We start from the raw sequence: 22,496 nt of genomic DNA on the forward strand, positions 1-22,496 counted from the left end.
GACGATTAAAAAGTGTGAAGGCGATCCTGACTATAAAGTTAACTGCATATCACAGGCCTATAAGTATTTGTTTTGTAGGCAAAAAACTATTTTTAATTTTTAACAAAATGTTCACGATCTCGCCCTGGCTATTACCCCACCATTGATCTGCGTGGTGGCGTTGGTTACGAGAAGACTGACAGTCCCTCGACCCGTGCCGCAGGTCCGAATTCACAGACGATCGATGACTCCATGACGCGCAAGGAGGCCGGGATCAGCCTTCGCCAGATGCTGTTTGACGGCTTTGATGTCAGCAGCAATGTGGCACGGACCGATGCCGCCGCCCAGGCCCAGCGCCTGGCGATGATCTCCGAGGCGGAGAACACGGCCCTGCGCGTGGCCGAGGTCTATCTCAACATGCTGCGTCAGCAGGAGATCCTGGAGCTGTCCAAGCAGAACCTTGAAACCCACGAGCAGATCCGCAATGACATCCAGAAACGGACCGACTCCGGTCTTGGGTCGACCGCTGACCAGACCCAGATCGACGGTCGTGTGGCTCGGGCTTACTCCAATCAGGCGGCGGCGGAGAACAACTATCGGGATGCCGAGAGCGAGTTCATCCGTGTCGTCAATGAAGTGCCCAAGGATCTCGTTCAGCCAGTACCGAACACCCAGCTCCTGCCCGCAACACTGGAAGATGCGCTGAAGACGGCAACAGAGGTTCACCCGACCCTGCTGTCATCCCTGCAGGACATCGAAGAGGCGAAGTACCAGCATGAAGGCTCCAAGTCAGGGTTCTACCCGAACGTAGCCTTTGAAGTGGATCAGAACTGGAACGAGGACATCGATGCGGTCAAAGGCCGTAACGACGATCTCACCGCCATGGTCCGGATGCGTTACAACCTGTTCCGCGGTGGGTCCGATCTGGCAGAAAGCAAGGCAACCTCTGCGCTCTATTCCCAGGCCAAAGACATTCACATGAATGCCTTCCGTCAGGTGGAAGAGGGGACCCGCCTCGCCTGGAACGCCAAAGAGTCGCTGGCCAAGCAAAAAGTCTTCCTCAAAGAGCACGTGGACGCCAGCTATGACACCGTACAGGCGTACAAGAAGCAATTCGGCCTGGGCCAACGGACCTTGCTGGACGTGCTGAACACGGAGAACGAACTGTTCGAGGCTCGCCGCAGCTACATCACGGCCGAGTACGACTCCCTGTTGGCGGATTATCGTATCCTCAATGCCACCGGTGGTCTGCTCAATGCCCTGAATGTGCAGCAACCGGCTGAATGGCAGGCCAACAACAACTGATGGCCCTGCCACTGATGTCATATCAGGCAAGGGGAATGGCTGCAGCGTGCTGCAGTCATTCTTTTATGCGTCCGGCGGTCAGGGGATGATGGCGGCGTCATGACACAGAAAGAAGTGGCATCGACAGGCTGGAGCCGACGTGATGGGTATCGAGCCCTCGCAGCTGCACGTGCGCCCTGGCGGGTTCGCCTGCTATGGCTGGCCCTGCTGGCGATCCCCCTGCTGCTCAGCGCCAGCCAGCCTCTCTCACCGGAGGATATGAAACTGGTCAAGCGCGCGGAGGAGACCTATGGCCCCAGGGCCGGCAAACGGGTCACCAGCTGGCGCACTTTGGCAATGCAGAACAAGGCGGCGGGGCTGACGGATCGGCAGAAGCTGGAGAAGGTGAACCAGTTCTTCAACCAGATGCGTTTCATCGATGACATCAAGTTGTGGCACAAGAAGGATTATTGGGCGACACCGCTGGAATTTCTGGGCGCAGCGGGGGGAGATTGTGAAGACTTCAGCATTTCCAAGTATTTTACCTTGCTGGAACTTGGCATCCCTGATGAAAAAATGCGAATGGTATATGTCAAGGCATTGGATTATAACCAGTTTCATATGGTCGTTGCCTACTATGAGACGCCTGCGGCAGTACCCCTGATTCTGGACAATCTTGTCGGATCAATTCGCCCGGCGACCCAACGGGCGGATTTGTTGCCAATTTACAGTTTTAACGGTAGTCACTTGTGGCTGATGAAGGCGCGTGGTCAAGGGGAACTGGCCGGGCAATCATCCCGCTTGGGATTATGGACAGACTTACGCAATCGCATGACATCGGGGCGATTGGCTCGGCCTGCGGTCAATTTGGATGATTAACCTATGACGCTCTACAGACAACTATTGGCAACCATGCTGCTGCTGTTCGGATTGCTGTTTGCCGCCACCTATTGGGTGCAATTCAATTCGACCCGCAACTACCTGGCGCAGCAGCAGGAGACCACCGTCATCAATACGTCCACCGCACTGGGTCTGGCGCTGACCCCCTATCTGGAGAACGGCGACAAGGTCAGTGCCGAATCCGTGATCAAGGCGGTGTTCGACGGGGGTTACTACAAGCTGGTCCGTCTCGATCTGCTGGCCTCCAAGGATGTCATCGAGCTGGAGAACAGCAGCCATATCGAAGGGGTCCCACAGTGGTTCATTGGGCTGGATCTGTTCCCTGAAGTGGCCAATGAATCGATTTTGACGTCGGGTTGGCTGCAACTGGGCAAGCTGAAGGTCGTCGGCCACCCTGGACAAGCCTACTACGAGCTTTGGAAAGGAATGAGCGAACTGGCCACCTGGTTCCTGGTCGGCTTTCTCGTCACCACTCTCTTGCTGATGCGGGCGCTCAATTATCTGCTCAAACCGCTCAAGCTGATTTGCGATCAGGCGGTTGAAATCGAGCTGCACCATTTCGGCCACGCCATTCCCGAGCCCAAGACCCGCGAGCTGCGGCAAGTGGTACAGGCCATCAATACCCTTTCCAGCAAGCTCGCCGTACAGTTCAAGGAGCAGGCCGACGAAGCCGAGAATCTGCGAGCCCGTGTCTATGTGGATGCCGTCTCCGGGCTTGGCAACCGCTCTTACTTCGTCGGGCAGGTCAATGCCTGGATTGCGGAGGCCGGGCAGGGCGGGGTCATGCTGGTGGCCGTCGACATGCTGGACGATCTCTATCGGGAAGAGGGCTTCGCTGCAAGGGACAACATGGTCAAGTCCATTGCACAGGTGCTCAGGGAACTGCTGGATGGCTGGGATGGCGCGGCACTGGCCCGGATCTCGGCGACGGAGTATGCCTTGCTCTGCCCCACCGATGATCTGTCTCAGCTCAAGGAGCTGGCGGAGCTCATCAACAGCCGTATCGCCGATCTGGTTGTCAATCCCATGGGAGAAAGCGGTGCGCTGTCCGTCGTCGGCATCGCCGGCCGTGATGGCAATGACGATCTCTCGGCCCTGCTGACGAAGGCGGATAACGCCCTTGGCAAAGCGCGCAATGAGCGGCGCGGTGCCGTCGTGATGGAAGGCGGCAATGAGCAGGGACTGATGGGACGCCTTGCCTGGCGAGACCTGGTGCAGGATGCCATTGTCAGACATCTCTGGCGCTTCAAGGCACAGCCTGCATGCCGCTTCGATGATGGTACCCGCCTGCATGCCGAGTTGTTCGCGGCCATCTCGCGAGATGGAACGGATTACTTCGCAGGGCAGTTCTTGCCTGCGATCGAGCAGTTCAAGATGGGGGCCGAGTTTGACAAGGCGGTGCTGGAAGCCTGCGTCCCCTTGTTCAATCAGCAACCGGAATTGGTGTTGGCAGTCAATATCACGGCGGGTTCTCTCTGTTCGGATGAGTTCCTGACATGGCTCAGAGGCTATCTGTCGCTGAACGTGGAGCTGAAGGAGCGACTGCTGTTCGAGATCCCGGAAGCGGCCATCATGAAACACAAAGAGTATGTGACTCATCTGGTTGAGCTGTTGCGAGAGCACGGCTTCTTGTGGGGGGTCGATCACTATGGCCGGCACTTCCAGTCCCTCGGCTATCTGGAAGAGCTGGCCCCCGCTTATGTCAAGGTGGACCACGGGTATACCAGCCAGGTCATGGAACCAGGCGCCGATACCTCCTTCCTGGCGGCTGTCTGTCGGGCTGCCCACAACGCGGGTGTCACGACCATCGCCACCCGGGTGGAAGATAAACGGCAGGTTGAATTGTTGTCCAGTTTGCATATCGATGGTTATCAGGGGTTCGTTCACCCAGCATTTCCACTGGCATAAGCGGTACAACTCGATAGAAAGGGGCTCATTAAGGGCCCTTTTTTATATCTGTTTAGAATATGTACATCATTTTTACGCGACATATAGGTAATATCACTAAAACTCGCGCTGTTACTTAATTGATTTTTATATGTAAAAAATATTCGTTCGATTCGCTGCATCGGATGAAGTCAAAGAGGTGACCGGCGTCAGCTACAACCCGGTGACAGGGGTTGGCAGCGTGACCTACAGCTACACCCTGAACGATAACGAAACACATAACAAACCTGCAAATGATGGGGCTCTGACGGAGAGCTTCAACGTTGTGTTGACGGACCTCGATGGCGACACGACCAGTGCAGGGCTGGATGTCGTGGTGCTGGACGACGTGCCGACGGCGGTGAGCGACGTCAACCTGACGGTGGCGAGCGAGAACAACCTGGTCCTCAATGGCAACGTCATCACCAACGACGTGCAGGGGGCGGATGGCGCGGCGGTGACCGCGGGCACCCTGAGCGGGACCTACGGCAGCCTGGTGCTCAATGCCAACGGCACCTACACCTACACCCTCAACCCGAACGACGGTGACTTCAAGGCGCTGACCGGGGGCGGGGTGGGCAGCGAAGTGTTCACCTACACCCTGACGGATGCGGACGGAGACGTGAGCACGGCGACCCTGACCCTGACCATCAAGAACGACGATGACGGGGTGACCATCACCAACCTGACGCCCAAGGGCGAGGGCGGGGATGTGAAGGTGTACGAAGACGACCTGCTGGCGACCCGCGGCGAGAATGAGTCGGCGGGGTCGGACAGCAGCAAGGAGTCGACCACGGTGACGGGGGACTTCACCATCAGCGCGCCGGACGGGGTGAAGACCCTGAGCGTGGGTGGCATCAACATCGTGGTGAACGGGGTGGTGGCGGGCTTCCCGCTGAGCGGGGTGACCACGCCGCTGGGCAACACCCTGACCATCACCGGGTACAACCCGGCGACCGGGCTGGTGAGCTACAGCTACACCCTGAACGACAACGAGGCGCACCCGACGGCGAACGGCAACAACAGCCTGTTCGAAGACTTCGCGGTGAGCCTGGTGGACAGCGACGGGGACTCGGCCTCGAACACCCTGAGCGTGCAGATTGTCGATGACGTGCCGACGGCGGTGAGCGACGTCAACCTGACGGCGGCGAGCGAGAACAACCTGGTCCTCAATGGCAACGTCATCACCAACGACGTGCAGGGGGCGGATGGCGCGGCGGTGACCGCGGGCACCCTGAGCGGGACCTACGGCAGCCTGGTGCTCAATGCCAACGGCACCTACACCTATACCCTCAACCCGAACGACGGTGACTTCAAGGCGCTGACCGGGGGCGGGGTGGGCAGCGAAGTGTTCACCTACACCCTGACGGATGCGGACGGAGACGTGAGCACGGCGACCCTGACCCTGACCATCAAGAACGACGATGACGGGGTGACCATCACCAACCTGACGCCCAAGGGCGAGGGCGGGGATGTGAAGGTGTACGAGGACGACCTGCTGGCGACCCGCGGCGAAAACGAATCGGCGGGGTCGGACAGCAGCAAGGAGTCGACCACGGTGACGGGGGACTTCACCATCAGCGCGCCGGACGGGGTGAAGACCCTGAGCGTGGGTGGCATCAACATCGTGGTGAACGGGGTGGTGGCGGGCTTCCCGCTGAGCGGGGTGACCACGCCGCTGGGCAACACCCTGACCATCACCGGGTACAACCCGGCGACCGGGCTGGTGAGCTACAGCTACACCCTGAACGACAACGAGGCGCACCCGACGGCGAACGGCAACAACAGCCTGTTCGAAGACTTCGCGGTGAGCCTGGTGGACAGCGACGGGGACTCGGCCTCGAACACCCTGAGCGTGCAGATTGTCGATGACGTGCCGACGGCGGTGAGCGACGTCAACCTGACGGCGGCGAGCGAGAACAACCTGGTCCTCAATGGCAACGTCATCACCAACGATGTGCAGGGGGCGGATGGCGCGGCGGTGACCGCGGGCACCCTGAGCGGGACCTACGGCAGCCTGGTGCTCAATGCCAACGGCACCTACACCTACACCCTCAACCCGAACGACGGTGACTTCAAGGCGCTGACCGGGGGCGGGGTGGGCAGCGAAGTGTTCACCTACACCCTGACGGATGCGGACGGAGACGTGAGCACGGCGACCCTGACCCTGACCATCAAGAACGACGATGACGGGGTGACCATCACCAACCTGACGCCCAAGGGCGAGGGCGGGGATGCGAAGGTGTACGAGGACGACCTGCTGGCGACCCGTGGCGCGAATGAGTCGGCGGGGTCGGACAGCAGCAAGGAGTCGACCACGGTGACGGGGGACTTCACCATCAGCGCGCCGGACGGGGTGAAGACCCTGAGCGTGGGTGGCATCAACATCGTGGTGAACGGGGTGGTGGCGGGCTTCCCGCTGAGCGGGGTGACCACGCCGCTGGGCAACACCCTGACCATCACCGGGTACAACCCGGCGACCGGGCTGGTGAGCTACAGCTACACCCTGAACGACAACGAGGCGCACCCGACGGCGAACGGCAACAACAGCCTGTTCGAAGACTTCGCGGTGAGCCTGGTGGACAGCGACGGGGATTCGGCCTCGAACACCCTGAGCGTGCAGATCGTGGACGACGTGCCGACGGCGAAGGATAACAGCGTTACGGTGACGGAAGCCGGGTTGCCTCCATTCAACCTCGTCTTGGTGATCGATACTTCGGGCAGCATGCTCTGGAAGATAGGCACGACCACTAATGGATCCCCGAATCGTCTGGAACTGGCCAAGAGTGCGTTGAACCACATGATTGACTCTTATGTGGCTCTGGGGGTTCCCCTGACCATCACAGTAATCGATTTTGCCAGTGGTGCTTTGCTGATCCCGCAGACGAGCGATCCCGACGTGGCCAAGGCCAGCATCTCCGGCCTGCCAACAGATGGCGGTGGTACCAACTACAATGCGCCTCTTGTATTAGCACAGAACCAATTGACAGCCGATCTAGCCAATCCGGCATTGGCTGGTTACGAAACCAAGGTCTACTTCCTGTCGGATGGTGCACCCAATGAGGGCAACGTTCCGGCAGGCTGGACAAGCTTTGTGAACAACAACAACGTGGAGGTCTATGCCGTTGGCCTCAACGTCAGTGGCAACGCATCGGCCATTTCGCAACTGGCCCTGGTGGAGGATAACGGTGACACCGTGACTCTGGTCGATAATATCAATGACCTGGATGCCACCTTGCAAGCCACAGTGCCGCCACCGGCAACCGGCAACGTGATCACCGACGTAGATGGCAGTGCTGGTGTGGATGTTGCGGGTGCCGATGGCCCCGTGACCGTAGTGCAGATCAGCTTTACCGTCACCAATCCGGCTGTTTATGCCGGGGTGGCCGACAGCATCAACGGCAATGTCGTGACCTTCCTGGTGCAAGGCGGCACAACGGGTCCCATCCCGACGCCGGCAGGGGGCCGACTGACCGTGAATGCGGACGGTTCCTACTCCTACTCACCCCCCAATGATGTGGCGGCTCATACCCAGGAGGTCTTCACCTACACCATCGTGGATTCGGACGGCGATACCTCCAGCGCCCAGCTGAAAATCCTGGTACTGGATACGTCCCCCATCGTCGCCTCCGTGTTTGAAGACGGCCTGCCCACAGGCTTGCCAGGCAACAATCCTCTGCTGACGACGGTCAGTGGGTCTCTGGCGCAAATGGTGGCGGATAGCGTGGGGGTTAGCTTTGGCATGGGGTCGACGGCAGGGCTGCCTGCACTGACCTCGGGGGGCGTGGCGATTACCTATAGCATCACTCATGGTGCCGGGGTCGATACGCTGGTTGCCATGGCTGGTAGCAAACCCATCTTCACCCTGCAGGTGGAGAGTGATGGGGATTACACCTTCACCCTGCAAGGCTCCATTGATCATCCCCAGGGAGATGGAAACGATCTGGAGCTGAAGGCCCTCAACCTGTCCAGCGTGATCAGCGCACATGAAGGCGTGGACAATGTCGCATTGATCCGCAACTTCATCGTCCAGGTGGAAGATGATGTGCCCTTCGTGATGACGCCCGCCATGGGGGTCATGTTGAACCAATCGGGCGTGACCGGCACCTTCTTGCTGGATGGTGATGGTACCTTGTCAAACAACTATGGCGCGGATGGTGGGAGCATCCGCTTTGACAGTGCACTTAATGGCAGCAACAGCGGACTGACGTCCGGTGGCTTGCCCATTACTTATTCATTATCCTCAAACGGAACAGTGCTCACGGCTTCCACGGCTGCAGGGACTGTCTTCATCGCGACCTTGCAGCCTGCCTCTGCCACTTACCAAGTCCAGATGATAGGAGAGGTTGATGGTGGTCAGACCACGATAGACTTTAATGGTGGTGGCTATAACTTCGTCGGTGGCAACGGTCCTTGGGCTGGATTCACCGCTGTGGCTAATGACAGCAAGGATCTGCTGTTGACGGCGATGACGGGTGGGGTGGACGGCGGTACCGTTAATACCACAGCCAATACCGGGGGGATCAGTGGTGGAGCATCTATCGGCCTCGGTGAGGCTATGCGGATCGACTTTGTTGTCGATCTTACAGGTTCTCCTGGGAGTAGTGGGTCTTATGGCGACCCAGCCACACATGCCTTTGAGGCACACTACGACGTCAATGGTGCCTCGGCTCTGTTTACCGCAATCGGCAGTAGTGGATCCAGCGTGAAGATCGTTGCCCGTCAGGATGTAGACAATGACAACGATATAGGCGATGGAAACAAGGAGTCGTTGACAGCGGTGGCCATCAGCTTCAACGGCTCGACTAAGGTTGTCAGCATAGCTGCAGGCATGTCGCAGATTGTCTCCGTGGGAGGGCGAAACTTTACGGTGAACTTCAGTGATGATGATCCCGGTGCTGGTGTGGCCTATGTCGCAACCGTGGTGGGGGTGGTGAGCAATACCAAGTTGGCTGCCTACACGGCGGATGGGTATAACAGCCTAGAATTCCACTACGCTGCGGGCAGTGACTTCAAGATAGGGGACTTTGGTTCCAGCGTTGCCACTCCTGGGATCCCGGTCAGTCTGCAACTGCCAGTCACACTGATTGACGGGGACGGCGATGCAGTCCACAGCAATATCGGACTAAGCCTGTTGCCGGAAGCCCCGTTCACAGCAGACTATGATGCCGCCGCCAGCGCTGTGAATGTGACCTTCAACAGCACGCAAGGGCATGCCATCGGCTCCGATTTTGGGGACAGCATAACAGGGAACAGTCTGGACAATATCTTGTCGGGTGGCGCCGGTGATGATCTGCTCTTAGGAGCTGGCGGCAAGGATACCTTGGTCGGGGGAACCGGAAACGACCAGCTGGATGGAGGCAGTGGTAACGATACCTTGCTCGGAGAGTCCGGCAACGACACTCTGACGGGTGGCCTTGGCAACGACATCCTGCTGGGGGGGGATGGCAATGACCTGCTGATTGGGGGTACCGGCAGTGATACCCTGACTGGTGGGGCTGGCAAGGATACCTTCAAATGGATGGCAGGTGATGCAGGAGGCACGGATACCATCAAAGACTTCACCACGGGGGCCAATGGAGATGTTCTGGACCTGAGTGAACTGCTCAGTGGTGAGCATGCCGATGCGAGCACACTGGATCACTATCTTACCTTTGCTCCTGGTCCGGGCAGTGGCAAGTCGACACTGACCATTGATCTGGATGGAGCGGGAAGTGGCACCACGACTCATATCATCCTCTTTGACAACGTGGATCTGACGGCTGGCAAATCCAATCTGCAGATCATTCAGGATCTGCTGGATCAGGGCAACCTCAAGGTCGATCCGTAAGCAGGGTATGGGGGCCGGGTGTGCCCGGCCCCTGTTATTTGATGGAGTGGGCAGATAAGATAGCTGCAGTATCAGGAGAGGGTCACCATGCAGTCATTCAACTGGGTCGACATCGACGGCATTCGCTATAGCTGGAACGGGCAGGACAATATCGTCTGCACCGGCCGCTTTGGCTATCAGGCCACGATGACGGGTGACACGCTCAACGGTCTGGAGCTGGAGAGCGAAGATGGTGAGGTGGCGGGGTTGCTGAATGTGGACTTTGCCGCTTCTCGTATCAGCTTCACGCCAGCAGAGGATGCGCCCCTGCCCCACATGATGGTGCTGGTCGGCCATGAGTGGGGGCAGCAGGAGTATTCGTTGCAAAGTCTGAGCGATACCTCCTTGCAGGGGCTGCTCAGCCACGGTGAGGAGCTTGACTGGGGGGCGCTGGCCGTTGTGACGACGTCCGAGCCGAATCTGCCATCACAAGGTCATGTTCTGTCGTGGGATTCGTTCCACTTTGAGGATGAATCGCTGTTTGGCAGCCCGGCGCCTGCTCCCGTGATGACAAGCCATGGCAATTCAGGAGGAGGGGAGATCAGCATCAATATCGACATGACCAATCAGGTGCTGGACCAGATCCCGCCGACACACGATATATGAATCCCAATCGACGACATGCATAATGACCTCCATCTAAATGATGGAGGTTTTTTTATGTGGCGTCCCCTTCTTACCCTGTCCGCGCTGGTTGTCAGTGCTCCGTTGCTTGCCATCGAGGTTCCTCAGGCCCCCCATCTGGTCGTCAGTGGCTATGCGGAGCAGAAGGCTGAACCAGACATGCTGACGCTCAATGTCGCCGTCACGGCACTGGAGAAGCAGGGCATCAAGGCCAAACAGCAGGTAGATACCAAGGTAGCAGCCTTCTTTGGCCAGCTGGAGAGCCTGGGCATCAAGCGCAGCGACGTGGAGGCTGGCAATCTGGTGATCTCCCCCGAGTACCAGTACCCCCAGAACAAGCAGCCTGAAATGGTGGGTTACCGTGCCCAGCGCCAACTGGCCGTCAAACTCTATCAACTCGACAAACTCAGCCAGTTGATGGATACCGCCCTCAAGGCGGGTCTGGAGTCCGTGACCCAGATAGAGTACGGCCTGAAGTCACCACAGGTCATCAAGGAGCAGGCCCGGCTTGGTGCTGTCGCTGATGCCACGAGCAAGGCGGAATCCCTGGCCAAGGCTTTCGGCATGAAGCTTGGCAAGGTGTATAGCGTCGAATACCGCAACAGTTCCCCCATGCCGGTCTATACCCGTGCCATGAAGGCCGCGGCAGCCCCTGCCGCCGACATGATGGAAAACAGCTATCAACAGCAGCAGATCAGCATCACTGACAATGTAGAAGCCGTCTTCCTGCTGGAATAACACAGCCCCTTTGTCCATCACTCAAACCCGAGGCAACCCCTCGGGTTTGTCATTGCAGGGGCTGGCAGGACAAGTGAGCCGCGAATTGGGTCAGGTGAAACGGGAATGGAATAAAAAATGCCGGTCAGTGACCGCAATGCTGTTCACTTAAGAGAATTTGAGTTCCAGTCCACGTAGTATCAGGACAAAAAATCGAGGGAGGCATGATGCCTCCCTCTTTCTATTGCAAGCCCCGCTGGATAAAGGCTGGAGGAAGATCGACTGGACACAGCCTTGCCCCCTCAACTCAAATCCAATTTATGAATAATCAGTCAAAAAAGTGCTTATCTGAACAGCATTGCGGTCAGTGACCGGCATTTTTGCTGGAGAGGGATGATGCCTAGCCCAGGTTGGTCGCCAGCTTGCGTTGGCTCTTCTGTTTGAGCAGATAGCCGATACCGAGTACCAGGACCCAGGCCGGGATCAGCTCGACCGAGATGCGGGTGCCGTCGTTCATGTACATGATCACCAGGATGGCGGCCATGAAGGCGAGGCAGAGGTAGTTGCCAAACGGGCTCCACAACGCCTTGAACTTGGGTTCAACCCCCTCGGCCGCCTTGACCTTGCGGAACTTGAGGTGGGCGAGGCTGATCATGGCCCAGTTGATGACCAGGGCGGAGACCACCAGAGACATCAAGAGGCCGAAAGCCTTGCCCGGGATCAGGTAGTTGATCAGCACGCACAGCAAGGTGGCCGCCGCCGAGATGGTGATGGCGGTCAGGGGAACACCGCTCTTGTTGGTCTTGAGCAGCGCCTTGGGACCGTTGCCCTGCTTGGCCAGACCAAACAGCATGCGGCTGTTGCAGTAGACACAGCTGTTGTAGACGGAGAGCGCAGCGGTCAGTACCACCAGGTTCAGCACGTTGGCCACCAGGTTACTGTCCAAGGCGTGGAAGATCATCACGAACGGACTGCCGCCTTCGACCACCTTGCCCCAGGGATAGAGGGAGAGCAGCACGGTCAGGGCACCGATGTAGAAGATCAGGATGCGATAGATCACCTGGTTGGTGGCCTTGGGAATGCTCTTCTCGGGATTGTCCGCTTCCGCCGCCGTGATGCCGACCAGCTCCAGACCACCGAAGGAGAACATGATGAAGGCCATGGCCATCACCAGCCCGCCGACGCCATTGGGGAAGAAGCCGCCCTGGGCCCAGAGGTTGCTGACCGTGGCCTCGGGGCCGCCGGTGCCGGAAAACAGCAGGTAACCGCCGAACCCTATCATGCCGAGGATGGCGACCACCTTGATGATGGCGAACCAGAACTCCATCTCGCCGAACGCCTTGACGTTGGTGAGGTTGATGGCGTTGATCAGCACGAAGAAGAAGGCCGCCGACATCCAGGTCGGGATCTCGGGCCACCAGTACTGCACGTAGATGCCGACCGCCGTCAGCTCCGCCATGCTCACCAGAACATAGAGCACCCAGTAGTTCCAGCCGGAGGCGAAGCCGGCGAAGTCGCCCCAGTATTTGTAGGCGAAGTGGCTAAATGAACCGGCCACCGGCTCTTCCACCACCATCTCGCCGAGCTGGCGCATGATGAGGAAGGCGATGAAGCCACCGATGGCGTAGCCAAGCAGCACCGCAGGGCCCGCCATCTTGATGGTGTCGGCAATGCCGAGGAACAGGCCGGTGCCGATGGCACCGCCCAGCGCGATGAGCTGGATGTGGCGGTTTTTCAGGCCGCGCTTGAGCTCTTCGCCGTCTTGTTGAAGATCCATTCTTCCTTCCTTACGTCGCTGAATTCACTCGTCTCGCGCCTCGTCTGCCGTGGCACCTCCTGTGCCCGGCGCGGCATCTTGTGCCGAAAACGTGACGAAATCCGTATTAATATCGTTACGGTTTGCCGCGCACTGTTTTTTATGGCGGCTACCAACCCGAGCAGAATAGTGATAATCGACCGCTTGTGCACCTGTTTTCCTCATCATTGGTTTGCTTTGTGGGCAATGTTCAGGTTTTTCATGATCTGGAAAGGGGTTTTGAGAGTGGTTGCTGGTTTTGTGTTCGGGTGGATTTTAATCTATTGACTCAGTCCGGTTTTTATGGCCTTGTTGCCCTTTGATAAAAAGGGACTCATATGATGGAGCGTATAGTCGGTGGCCTGGTGATGGCCGTGCTCTGGCTCGGGATCTGGCTATCCCCCATGTTGCTGACGATGGCGATGAGCAGCCTTGTTGTCTGGGGCTGGTTGGGAGCGGATTACCTGGTGAACCACATCGCCATGGTGCTCATCCTTGCTGCCGGGATGGGGATGGTGCCAGCCTGCTGGCTGAGCGAGCGAGTCCGCAAGGGCAGGGGACTCATCCATTTTCACGGCATGTTGATGAACAACAAGGAACTCAACAAGCCCTGAGCCTGCTTGCCCCGCGAGTGATGGGATGCCAGCGATGATGCTGGCATCATTTTTTCATCCTGTTCTTCTGTTTCGTTATCTTGCCACTCATCTATTTCATGGTGCGTTGTGCTGTCACAGCCTTGAAGGTTAGCAGAGCTGGCGGCGAAGGCCGGTTGCTTCCAGGATCTTGGCGCTGATCTCCTCGACCGAGTGGGAGCTGGTATCGAGGAAGCGGATCGCCTCCTGGCGGAACAGCCTCTCGACGCTGGCCAGCTCCTGTTTGCATTGATCAAGCGAGGAGTAGCGGCTGTTGGCGCGGCGCTGGTTGCGGATCTCGTGCAGCCGCTGCGGCATGATGGTGAGGCCGAACAATTTGTGGCGATTGGCCTTGAGGGCGGCGGGCAGCTCCAGCGATCCCATGTCCTGCTCGATAAAGGGATAGTTGGCGGCGCGAATGCCAAATTGCAGCGCCAGATAGAGGCTGGTCGGTGTCTTGCCGCAACGGGAGACCCCGATGAGGATGATGTCTGCCTCGTCATACTCCCTGGTGGTGATGCCATCGTCGTTGGCCAACGCAAAGTTGACCGCCTCGATGCGATCGTCGTAAAGCTTGCGGTTTTCCATGCCATGGGTGCGATGCAACCTGGGTTCGGCCTTGATACCGAGCTCCTGTTCGAGAGGGCTCACGAAGGTGTTGAGAAAATCGTGGCTGCTGGCCTGGGCCTTGAGCACCTCTTCACGCACCATGGGGTCGACGATGGTGTGAAACAGGATGGGGCGCACCCCGGTCTGGCGAAACTGCTCATCAATGCGTGCCCGTACCTGGCGCGCTTTCTCCTGGGTCTCGACAAAGGGGATGGTGACCTGTTCGAAGGCCAGGGGAAACTGGCTCAACACGGCGTGGCCGAAGACTTCGGCGGTGATGGCGGTGCCGTCGGATACATAGAATACGGTGTGCACTGCGGACTCCTGTGGTGCGCTCCAGAGGGCGGCGAGAAATAAGTATCTCTCGAAACCATATCGTTTTTGTCAACAGATCTGCCATGCCCAAGTTGTGAACTCGCTTGCAAACCTGAGTCGTTACCTTTTTGTGTCGCTATTGTAGAATGCCTGTGTCAAACGACCATCCCCAACTCTTGCTCGGGGATTTTTTTGACAATAAATAGAAAACGTTTTCATGGTCGTTGACAACAGACACTAACAAAAACACACGACTTGGCACAGCAGGTGAATTGTCACCCTGGCCCCCCAACCTGGAGACATGCAAATGCAACAGTACGTACTCTGGTACGAACAGCTAGGTATGCAGGACGTTGAACGCGTCGGCGGCAAGAATGCATCCCTTGGCGAGATGATCAGCAACCTCTCGGGGGCCGGCGTGTCCGTGCCGGGCGGGTTTGCGACCACGGCCTTTGCGTTTAACGAGTTTCTGGAGTTAAGCGGCCTCAACGGCAAGATCCATGACCTGCTCGACAGTCTGGATGTGGATGACATCGCCGCCCTCAACCGGGCCGGTCAGCAGATCCGCGACTGGGTGGTGGAAGCACCCTTCCAGCCCGCTCTGGAGCAGGCGGTGCGCGAGGCCTATGACAAGCTGAGCGCCGGGCTCGAGGCATCCTTTGCCGTGCGCTCCTCTGCCACTGCGGAAGACATGCCGGATGCGTCGTTTGCCGGTCAGCAGGAGACCTTCCTCAACGTGCGCGGTATCGATGCCGTCATGACTGCCATCAAGCATGTGTTTGCCTCTCTGTTCAACGATCGCGCCATCTCCTACCGGGTCCATCAGGGCTATGACCACAAGGGGGTCGCTCTCTCCGCCGGGGTACAGCGTATGGTGCGCTCGGATCTCGCTGCCTCAGGCGTCATGTTTACCCTGGATACCGAATCCGGCTTCAACGACGTGGTCTTCATCACCGGCGCCCAGGGTTTGGGCGAGATGGTGGTGCAGGGGGCCGTCAACCCGGACGAGTTCTATGTGCACAAGCCGACCCTCAAGGCCGGGCGCCCCGCCGTGGTGCGCAAGACGCTGGGCTCCAAGCTCATCAAGATGACCTACTCCGGGGATGCCGGTCATGGCCGTCAGGTGAAGGTGGTCGACACCACCGATGCCGAGCGCAACCGCTTCTGCATCACGGACGAGGAAGTGATGGCCCTGGCAAAGCAGGCCCTCATCATCGAGCAGCATTACGGTCGTCCGATGGACATCGAGTGGGCCAAGGATGGTCAGGATGGCAAGCTCTACATCGTTCAAGCCCGTCCGGAAACCGTGCGTAGCCGCCAGGAAGCCAATACCCTCGAGCGCTTTGCCCTCAAGCAAACCGGCAAGGTGCTGATCGAGGGGCGCGCCATCGGCCACAAGATTGGCGCGGGTCCGGCCCGTGTCATCTCCTCCATCAGCCAGATGGATGAAGTGCAGCCCGGCGATGTGCTGGTCACCGACATGACGGATCCGGATTGGGAGCCCATCATGAAGCGCGCTTCCGCCATCGTCACCAACCGGGGTGGACGCACCTGTCACGCCGCCATCATCGCCCGGGAGCTTGGCATTCCGGCAGTGGTGGGTTGCGGCAACGCCACCGACCACATCCAGGATGGTCAGCTCATCACCGTCTCCTGTGCGGAAGGGGATACCGGCTTCATCTATGACGGCGAGCTCGACTTTGACGTGGCGGTGACCGAGGTGGGCAACATGCCGCGCCTGCCCATCAAGATCATGATGAACGTCGGCAATCCGGACAGAGCCTTCGATTTTGCCCAGTTGCCGAATGCCGGCGTGGGCCTGGCCCGCCTCGAGTTCATCATCAACCGCATGATTGGGGTCCACCCCAAGGCGCTGCTGGAGTTCGATCAGCAGACCCCGGAACTCCAGGCCACCATCACCAGGATGATCGCGGGCTACGAGAGCCCCAGGGAGTTCTACGTAGCCAAGCTGACGGAAGGGATCGCTACCCTGGCGGCCGCCTTCTGGCCTGAGCGGGTCATCGTGCGGATGTCGGACTTCAAGTCCAATGAGTACGCCAACCTGGTGGGGGGCCGTGGTTACGAACCCCATGAAGAGAACCCCATGATCGGTTTCCGTGGTGCGTCGCGCTACATCGCCGACAGCTTCCGCCCCTGCTTCGCCCTCGAGTGCGAGGCGATGAAACGGGTGCGGGATGTCATGGGGTTGACCAACGTCGAGGTGATGATCCCCTTCGTGCGTACCCTGGGTGAGGCGGAGCAGGTGGTGGAGATACTGGCTGAGAACGGCTTGCGCCGTGGCGAGCGCGGCCTGAAAGTCATCATGATGTGCGAGCTGCCCTCCAATGCGCTGCTGGCGGACAAATTCCTTGAGCACTTCGACGGCTTCTCTATCGGCTCCAATGACATGACCCAGTTGACTCTGGGGCTGGATCGGGACTCCGGGCTCATCGCCCACCTGTTCGACGAGCGCAACGAGGCGGTCAAGGCACTGCTGGCCATGGCCATCGCCGCCGCCCGCAAGGCGGGCAAGTACGTGGGGATCTGCGGCCAGGGGCCGTCCGATCACCCGGACTTCGCCGCCTGGCTGGTCGAGCAGGGGATCGATTCCGTGTCGCTCAACCCGGATACCGTGGTCGACACCTGGCTCTATCTGGCCGAGCAGCACAAGGCCGGTTAAACCCGTCCCCGCTTTTTGATGACACGGCGCCGCAATGGCGCCGTTTTTGTCTGCGCCCCCCTTTTTCTGTTACAAGGGGAATGCGCAAGGCGCTCCGCACCCATCACAGGACGATCCCATGACCTCATTGCAGTGGCAATCCGCCACCCTGGCCCTGCGTGGCCACCACACCCTGGTTATTCCCGAACTCTGTCTCACCCCGCAGGCCTGCTGGGCCTTCGTCGGCAGCAACGGCAGCGGCAAGACGGCGCTGGCGTCGGCCCTGTGGGGCGAGCTGGTCGTGCGTGCCGGAGCGGTATCGGGTCGAGTCCGGGCCGAGCGACTCTCGTTCGAGTCGCAGCAACAGCTGGGGGAGCTGGACTGGCAGCGGCGCAATACCGACATGCTGGGGGAAGAGGAGGAGGCGGGGTATCGGGTATCGACCCTGATGCTGGAGGCAGGGGGTGAGGAGCATGAGGCCCGCGCGCTGCTGGCCCGTTTTGGCATTGAATCCCTGTGGGAGCGCCCCTATCGCTACCTCTCGAGCGGGGAGGGGCGCAAGCTGCTGCTGGCCCTGGCCCTGCTGGGGCGACCCGAACTGCTGGTGTTGGACGAACCCTTCGATGGTCTGGATCAGGGGGCCAGGGCTTCTTTGATGATGTTGCTGGCCGACCTGGTGTCAGAGGGGCTGCGCCTGGTGGTGATCGTCAACCGTTTTGACGAGATCCCCCCCTTTGCCACTCACCTCGGCCTGCTCGGCGAGTGTCGTCTGCTGCTGGCGGGGGAGCGCGAGGCGGTGCTCGGCAGCCAGGAGGTTGCCCAGCTGGCACGCGCCGAAACGGTATCCCCCCGTTTGCCGCCACCGCTGACGACCCCCGAGCCCCTGCCTCCCGGCCCTCGGGTCGTCATGAAAGCCATGCGTATCGCTTACGGGGATCAGGTGATCATCGATGGGCTCGACTGGACCATTGACGAGGGGGAGCACTGGCAACTGGTGGGACCGAATGGCGCTGGCAAGTCGACCCTGCTCTCCCTCATCACCGGAGATCACCCGCAAGGTTACAACAATGAGCTCCATCTGTTCGGACGGCGGCGGGGCAGCGGCGAGAGCATCTGGGAGATCAAGCGCCACATCGGGCTCGTGAGCCCGGCGCTGCATCTGGACTATCGTGTCAGCTGCCCGGTGCAGACAGTGATCCTCTCCGGTTTCTACGACTCCATCGGGCTTTATACCCGGCCGGGGGATCGTCAGCTGGCGCTGGCCAACCAGTGGCTGGCCCTGCTGGGGCTGGCCGATCAGGGGGCGCAGCCTTTCCACTCTCTCTCTTTCGGTCAGCAGCGACTGGTGCTGATCGCCCGTGCCCTGGTCAAGCATCCGCCGCTGCTCATCCTGGACGAACCCCTGCAGGGACTGGATCCCCTCAACCGTCACCTGGTGCGGGAGATGGTAGCGCGCCTCGTGGGCGAGGGAACCCAGCTGTTGTTCGTTTCCCATCATGCCGATGATGCGCCCCCCGGTCTGACCCACAGGCTGAGCTTCGTGCCAAGGGAGGGGGAAGGATACGACTATCTGCAGGAGCGTCTGGGGAGCTGAGCCGTCCGGGCGGCATGGTCAGAGAGGGGCCGGTTCGGTGAGGAGCGGCGGCATCCCCAGCAGCGTCCACCACAGCCCGAAGAAGAGCATGATCCCCAGCCAGAGCCAGGCCAGATAGTGACGGGTGGCGGCCATCCCCGTCACAGTCACCATGAATGCCGCCCCGAAGGCGATGAGGGCGAACAGAAAGGGCGCCATATTGTCCATCATGGCGGTCATTTCACCAGGGAGAGGATCTGGCGAAATGCCGGATGGCGGCAGTCCCCCATCAGCTCATAGAGGCACATCTCCACCGAGGTGAGGGCGGCGCCCCGGGCCGCCTGCTGAGCGATGGCGAGATCCCGGTTGGCAAGGGTGCGAGACGACACCGCATCCACCACCAGCGAGACCCGGGCGCCGCTGGCCAGAAGTCCCAGCACGCTCTGGTAGACGCAGATATGGGTCTCGATGCCACATACCAGCCAATGCTCGATCCCACTCTCGGCCAACGCGGTCGCCACAGTGGGCTCCCCCAGGGCGCCGAAGCTGTATTTGGGCAGCACAAGATCGCCTGCCTGCAGCGATTGCAATTCGGGCACGGTGGCACCGAGCTTGTCCGGGTTCTGCTCCAGCCAGACAACCGGCAGCCCCAGCACCCTGGCCCCTTGCACCAGCCTGGCGGTATTGGCAATCAGGGCGTCGCTCTCTTCGACCAGGCGGGCCAGCTTGCCCTGGATATCGACCACCAGCAGGCCTGGGTGATGGTGTTTGTGCATTTTTTGTCTCCTTTCTCCGTTGCGGATGAGATACAGCGCCATCCTGGGAGCCATTCTCGCGTACATCTTGATACAAATTGTGAGCTGACCGACGGCGTGGGGGACACTAGGATGCGCGTCATGGAGCCCGTTTTCTCAGTTGTGGTGTGCATGACAAGGGGCGACGCATCAACCCGCTACTGCGTAGTTGGACGATTTTCCATTAACGATGAGAAGTACCATGAAGAAGATAATCCTGTTCGTCTCCCTGGCTGGCCTTTTGGCCGGTTGCGCCAGCCCGGCACAACGCATGGCGGAATGCCAGGCGCAAGGGATCAGCAAGGACGCCTGCTACCAGGCCGAGCAAAACCGCCAGGCGTCCATCATGAACGCCGCCGAGAAGCAGGCCTTGGAGAACGCCAGCAAGGCGGTCAAATAATCTAACCCGACTCATTACGTGTACTTCTCAGGCCCTGGATTCACCGAATGCAGGGCCTTTTGCTGGGTGGCACAGTGCTGCGATGTGTTTGCGGCGTGTGAGGACTCAATGTAGGTCATCGCCTCGATGTTGCTGCCATCGGGATCGCCCAGGAAGGCGGCGTAGTAATTGGGGGCATAGTGGGGACGTAGTCCCGGCAACCCATTGCAGGCAAAGCCTGCCTTGATCCCCGCGTGATGGAACGCATCCACCTGTGTCGCGTCGTCGGCCCTGAATGCGAGATGGCAGGAGGCGCCCTGCTGCCCCCGCTCAATCAGGAAGCCCACGTGATCGCGGCCCATCAGGCCAAAACCGGCCGCCGCCTCATCAGACCATTTGAGTTCTATCAAAAGAGGAGCCAGCACAGTGGCGTAGAAGTGCTGACAGGAGTCAAAACGCACCACCTTGATTTCAACATGATCGAACACGGTGACTCCTTGTGTTGCCTGGGTGTAGAACAGCCCATCAGGCCCTCATGGGAACCGTTGAAATGGGTATCGAATGACCACAATAAGCCAGTTTGACGCCAGGCAGGGAGAGGGCAAGGCGCATAACTGCGTGCTCCGTCAAAGATTTTTCATCCAGTTGCGGGATGCGCTTTGCTTCGTGCTGGCCAAGCTTGCCCGGTTTTGTTGCTTGGCGAAGGCTACGAGCTCTGTTATGGTGTGCTCAGTTAGCCGTTTGGATGGCTAGATGGTTGTGCGTTGACTGCATGTTCGCGCCCCCGACCGCTCACCGTTTTGATGATCATGTTGACAGGGAGTTTTTATGCAACGTCGTTCCTTCTTCACCCTTTCCGCCCTGGCGCTGCTCGCCAGCAGCCTGCCGCTGTCCGCCTTTGCCATCGATGAGGCGAAGAAAGAGATCGTCATCGGCACCACGGTTGGCGACTTTGCCGACATGGTCACCGACGCCATCAAGCCGCAGCTCGAAGCCAAGGGCTACAAGGTCAAACTGGTGGAGTTCACCGATTACGTGACCCCCAATATCGCCCTGGCGGACGGGTCGCTTGACGTCAACTGCTTCCAGCACAAGCCCTATCTGGAGAGCTTCGCCAAAGACCGGGGTCTCTCTCTGGCGCCCATCACCCAGGTACCGACCGGTCCCATGGGGCTCTACGCCGGCAAGCTGGGGGATCTGAAGGCGGTGAAAGAGGGAAGCACGGTCGCCATCCCGAACGATCCCACCAACCAGGCGCGGGCACTGCTGATGTTGCAGGATCTAGGCTGGCTGAGCCTCAAGGAGGGGATCAATCCCCTCAAGGCGAGCGAGTTCGACGTGGTGAAGAACCCCCACAACCTCAAGCTGGTGCTGCTGGAAGCGGCGCAGCTGCCGCGCTCCCGTGAGGATGTGGACTTCTCCGTCATCAACGGCAACTTTGCCGCCTCAAGCGGGATCCCGTTCAGCTCCGGCCTCTTCCTCGAGCGCAGCTATGACTTCATCAACTGGGTGGTGGTCAAGAGCGCTGATGCGGGCAAGCCGTTCGCCAAGGATGTGGCGGCCGCCTACAACTCCCCCGAATTCAAGGCTTATGCCGCCAAGCGCTTCGTCGGCTACAAGTATCCCGAGGGCTGGCAGCAGAAGGGGTGAGTGGCGTACAAGCGATAAAAACGGGCACCCAGGTGCCCGTTTTTTATTGGAGGTCAGTAGTGGCGCAACCACCAGCGGGCGGCCAGGAGGGCGGTAAGGCTGCCAAGCAGGGCGCTTGCCAGCACATCCAGGGGCCAGTGCATGCCGATAAGGGTGCGCGAGAGGCCGATCCCGATGGCCCAGAGTGGCAGCAGCCAGGCCCCGGCGGGTGCCCGGGCCAGCCAGATCAGGCCGAAGAACTGGGCGAGGCTCATGGCGGCGATGCTGTGACCGGAGGGAAAGGCGTAGTTGACCTCTGCCTGCCAGTGCTGGCCGAGCCAGGCGGGCAGCGCCAGCAACTGGGTCGCGGCGTGGACCTGTTCGCTGCGAAGGGCCTGGCTTCCCCCATAGAACTGGCGGATGGCGGGGATCAGCTCCTGGCTCTCCAGCCAGATGAGGTAGGGCCTGGGCTCCTCGGTCAGCAGCTTGATGAGGCTCTTGATGACCCAGTCGCTCGCCAGCACGGCAAAGAGGGCGCCAGCCAGCGCCAGCAGGGCGCGACCGTCCAGCGTCAGCTTGTGTCTTGTGAGCAGCAGCAGGGCGGCGATGGTGAAGACCAGCCCCGGCGAGTCCACCATGCGGGTGAGAGCGTAGGGCCACCATAGCCAGCCCGATTGCAGGGCCTGGGTCATGAACGGCTGCCAGGGCAGGCAGACGAGCAGCAGCAGGGGGAGGAGCAGGAGGGCATTGAAATGAAGCACCTTGCGGCGTGGCAACGAAGAGGCGTGAGTCGGCATCAAGGGGTCCGGTTC

16 protein-coding genes and 1 pseudogene are annotated in these 22,496 nt (G+C 59.7%); 11 read left to right on the top strand and 6 right to left on the bottom strand.

Annotation, left to right across the window (positions count from 1 at the left end; genetic code table 11):
• Positions 1-117: 117 nt before the first annotated feature.
• The 6 genes and pseudogenes from HKD46_RS07980 to HKD46_RS08005 form a co-directional block, all read left to right on the top strand.
• Positions 118-1,284: pseudogene (locus HKD46_RS07980) on the top strand (TolC family outer membrane protein); the annotation flags it as partial.
• Positions 1,285-1,383: 99 nt separating this feature from the next.
• On the top strand, positions 1,384-2,142 hold the full coding sequence (locus HKD46_RS07985) for a transglutaminase-like cysteine peptidase (protein WP_234888045.1): 759 nt from the start codon (positions 1,384-1,386) through the stop codon (positions 2,140-2,142).
• A gap of 3 nt (positions 2,143-2,145) precedes the next feature.
• Positions 2,146-4,071 carry an EAL domain-containing protein gene (locus tag HKD46_RS07990; protein ID WP_171865172.1) on the top strand — a complete coding sequence of 642 codons (1,926 nt, stop codon included), beginning with the start codon at positions 2,146-2,148 and terminating at the stop codon, positions 4,069-4,071.
• Between the two features lie 178 nt (positions 4,072-4,249).
• Positions 4,250-9,919 (top strand): Ig-like domain-containing protein, encoded by a 5,670-nt coding sequence (locus HKD46_RS07995; RefSeq protein ID WP_171865174.1) that lies wholly within the window; start codon positions 4,250-4,252, stop codon positions 9,917-9,919.
• 87 nt (positions 9,920-10,006) lie between these two features.
• Positions 10,007-10,564, top strand: a complete 558-nt coding sequence (locus HKD46_RS08000; RefSeq protein ID WP_042879892.1) for a hypothetical protein — start codon at positions 10,007-10,009, stop codon at positions 10,562-10,564.
• Between the two features lie 54 nt (positions 10,565-10,618).
• Positions 10,619-11,320: an SIMPL domain-containing protein gene (locus tag HKD46_RS08005; RefSeq protein WP_010675156.1), complete on the top strand. Its 702-nt coding sequence runs from the start codon at positions 10,619-10,621 to the stop codon at positions 11,318-11,320.
• A gap of 379 nt (positions 11,321-11,699) precedes the next feature.
• On the opposite strand, the gene HKD46_RS08010 is transcribed toward HKD46_RS08005, so the two are convergent.
• Positions 11,700-13,076, bottom strand: a complete 1,377-nt coding sequence (locus HKD46_RS08010; RefSeq protein ID WP_171865176.1) for an amino acid permease — start codon at positions 13,074-13,076, stop codon at positions 11,700-11,702.
• 356 nt (positions 13,077-13,432) lie between these two features.
• Between HKD46_RS08010 and HKD46_RS08015 the strand changes: the two genes are divergently transcribed.
• Positions 13,433-13,708 carry a hypothetical protein gene (locus HKD46_RS08015; protein WP_010675154.1) on the top strand — a complete coding sequence of 92 codons (276 nt, stop codon included), beginning with the start codon at positions 13,433-13,435 and terminating at the stop codon, positions 13,706-13,708.
• A gap of 129 nt (positions 13,709-13,837) precedes the next feature.
• On the opposite strand, the gene HKD46_RS08020 is transcribed toward HKD46_RS08015, so the two are convergent.
• Positions 13,838-14,650, bottom strand: coding sequence for a pyruvate, water dikinase regulatory protein (locus tag HKD46_RS08020; protein ID WP_010675153.1), 813 nt, complete (start codon positions 14,648-14,650; stop codon positions 13,838-13,840).
• A gap of 307 nt (positions 14,651-14,957) precedes the next feature.
• On the opposite strand from HKD46_RS08020, the gene ppsA reads away from it, so the two are divergent.
• On the top strand, positions 14,958-17,330 hold the full coding sequence (ppsA, locus tag HKD46_RS08025; protein WP_048207926.1) for a phosphoenolpyruvate synthase: 2,373 nt from the start codon (positions 14,958-14,960) through the stop codon (positions 17,328-17,330).
• A gap of 118 nt (positions 17,331-17,448) precedes the next feature.
• A complete protein-coding gene (gene modF, locus HKD46_RS08030; RefSeq protein ID WP_171865178.1) occupies positions 17,449-18,903 on the top strand; it encodes a molybdate ABC transporter ATP-binding protein ModF in 1,455 nt (484 codons plus the stop codon).
• Between the two features lie 18 nt (positions 18,904-18,921).
• On the opposite strand, the gene HKD46_RS08035 is transcribed toward modF, so the two are convergent.
• Positions 18,922-19,113, bottom strand: a complete 192-nt coding sequence (locus HKD46_RS08035) for a hypothetical protein (RefSeq protein WP_235673814.1) — start codon at positions 19,111-19,113, stop codon at positions 18,922-18,924.
• Positions 19,114-19,118: 5 nt separating this feature from the next.
• The gene (locus HKD46_RS08040; RefSeq protein WP_171865182.1) at positions 19,119-19,658 is read right to left on the bottom strand and encodes a hydrolase; all 540 of its coding nucleotides are present in this window, start codon (positions 19,656-19,658) and stop codon (positions 19,119-19,121) included.
• A gap of 220 nt (positions 19,659-19,878) precedes the next feature.
• On the opposite strand from HKD46_RS08040, the gene HKD46_RS08045 reads away from it, so the two are divergent.
• Positions 19,879-20,076, top strand: a complete 198-nt coding sequence (locus HKD46_RS08045; protein WP_010675148.1) for a hypothetical protein — start codon at positions 19,879-19,881, stop codon at positions 20,074-20,076.
• Between the two features lie 14 nt (positions 20,077-20,090).
• On the opposite strand, the gene HKD46_RS08050 is transcribed toward HKD46_RS08045, so the two are convergent.
• Positions 20,091-20,543, bottom strand: a complete 453-nt coding sequence (locus HKD46_RS08050; RefSeq protein ID WP_069651436.1) for a VOC family protein — start codon at positions 20,541-20,543, stop codon at positions 20,091-20,093.
• A gap of 340 nt (positions 20,544-20,883) precedes the next feature.
• Between HKD46_RS08050 and HKD46_RS08055 the strand changes: the two genes are divergently transcribed.
• Positions 20,884-21,705, top strand: coding sequence for a MetQ/NlpA family ABC transporter substrate-binding protein (locus HKD46_RS08055; protein WP_010675145.1), 822 nt, complete (start codon positions 20,884-20,886; stop codon positions 21,703-21,705).
• A gap of 53 nt (positions 21,706-21,758) precedes the next feature.
• Here the strand turns inward: HKD46_RS08055 and HKD46_RS08060 are convergent, their stop codons facing one another.
• A complete protein-coding gene (locus tag HKD46_RS08060; protein ID WP_171865184.1) occupies positions 21,759-22,481 on the bottom strand; it encodes a phosphatase PAP2 family protein in 723 nt (240 codons plus the stop codon).
• Between the last annotated feature and the right edge of the window lie 15 nt (positions 22,482-22,496).

Origin of the sequence: Aeromonas sp. TW 6, from assembly GCF_013168745.1 — a bacterium.
Lineage (GTDB): Bacteria > Pseudomonadota > Gammaproteobacteria > Enterobacterales > Aeromonadaceae > Aeromonas > Aeromonas caviae.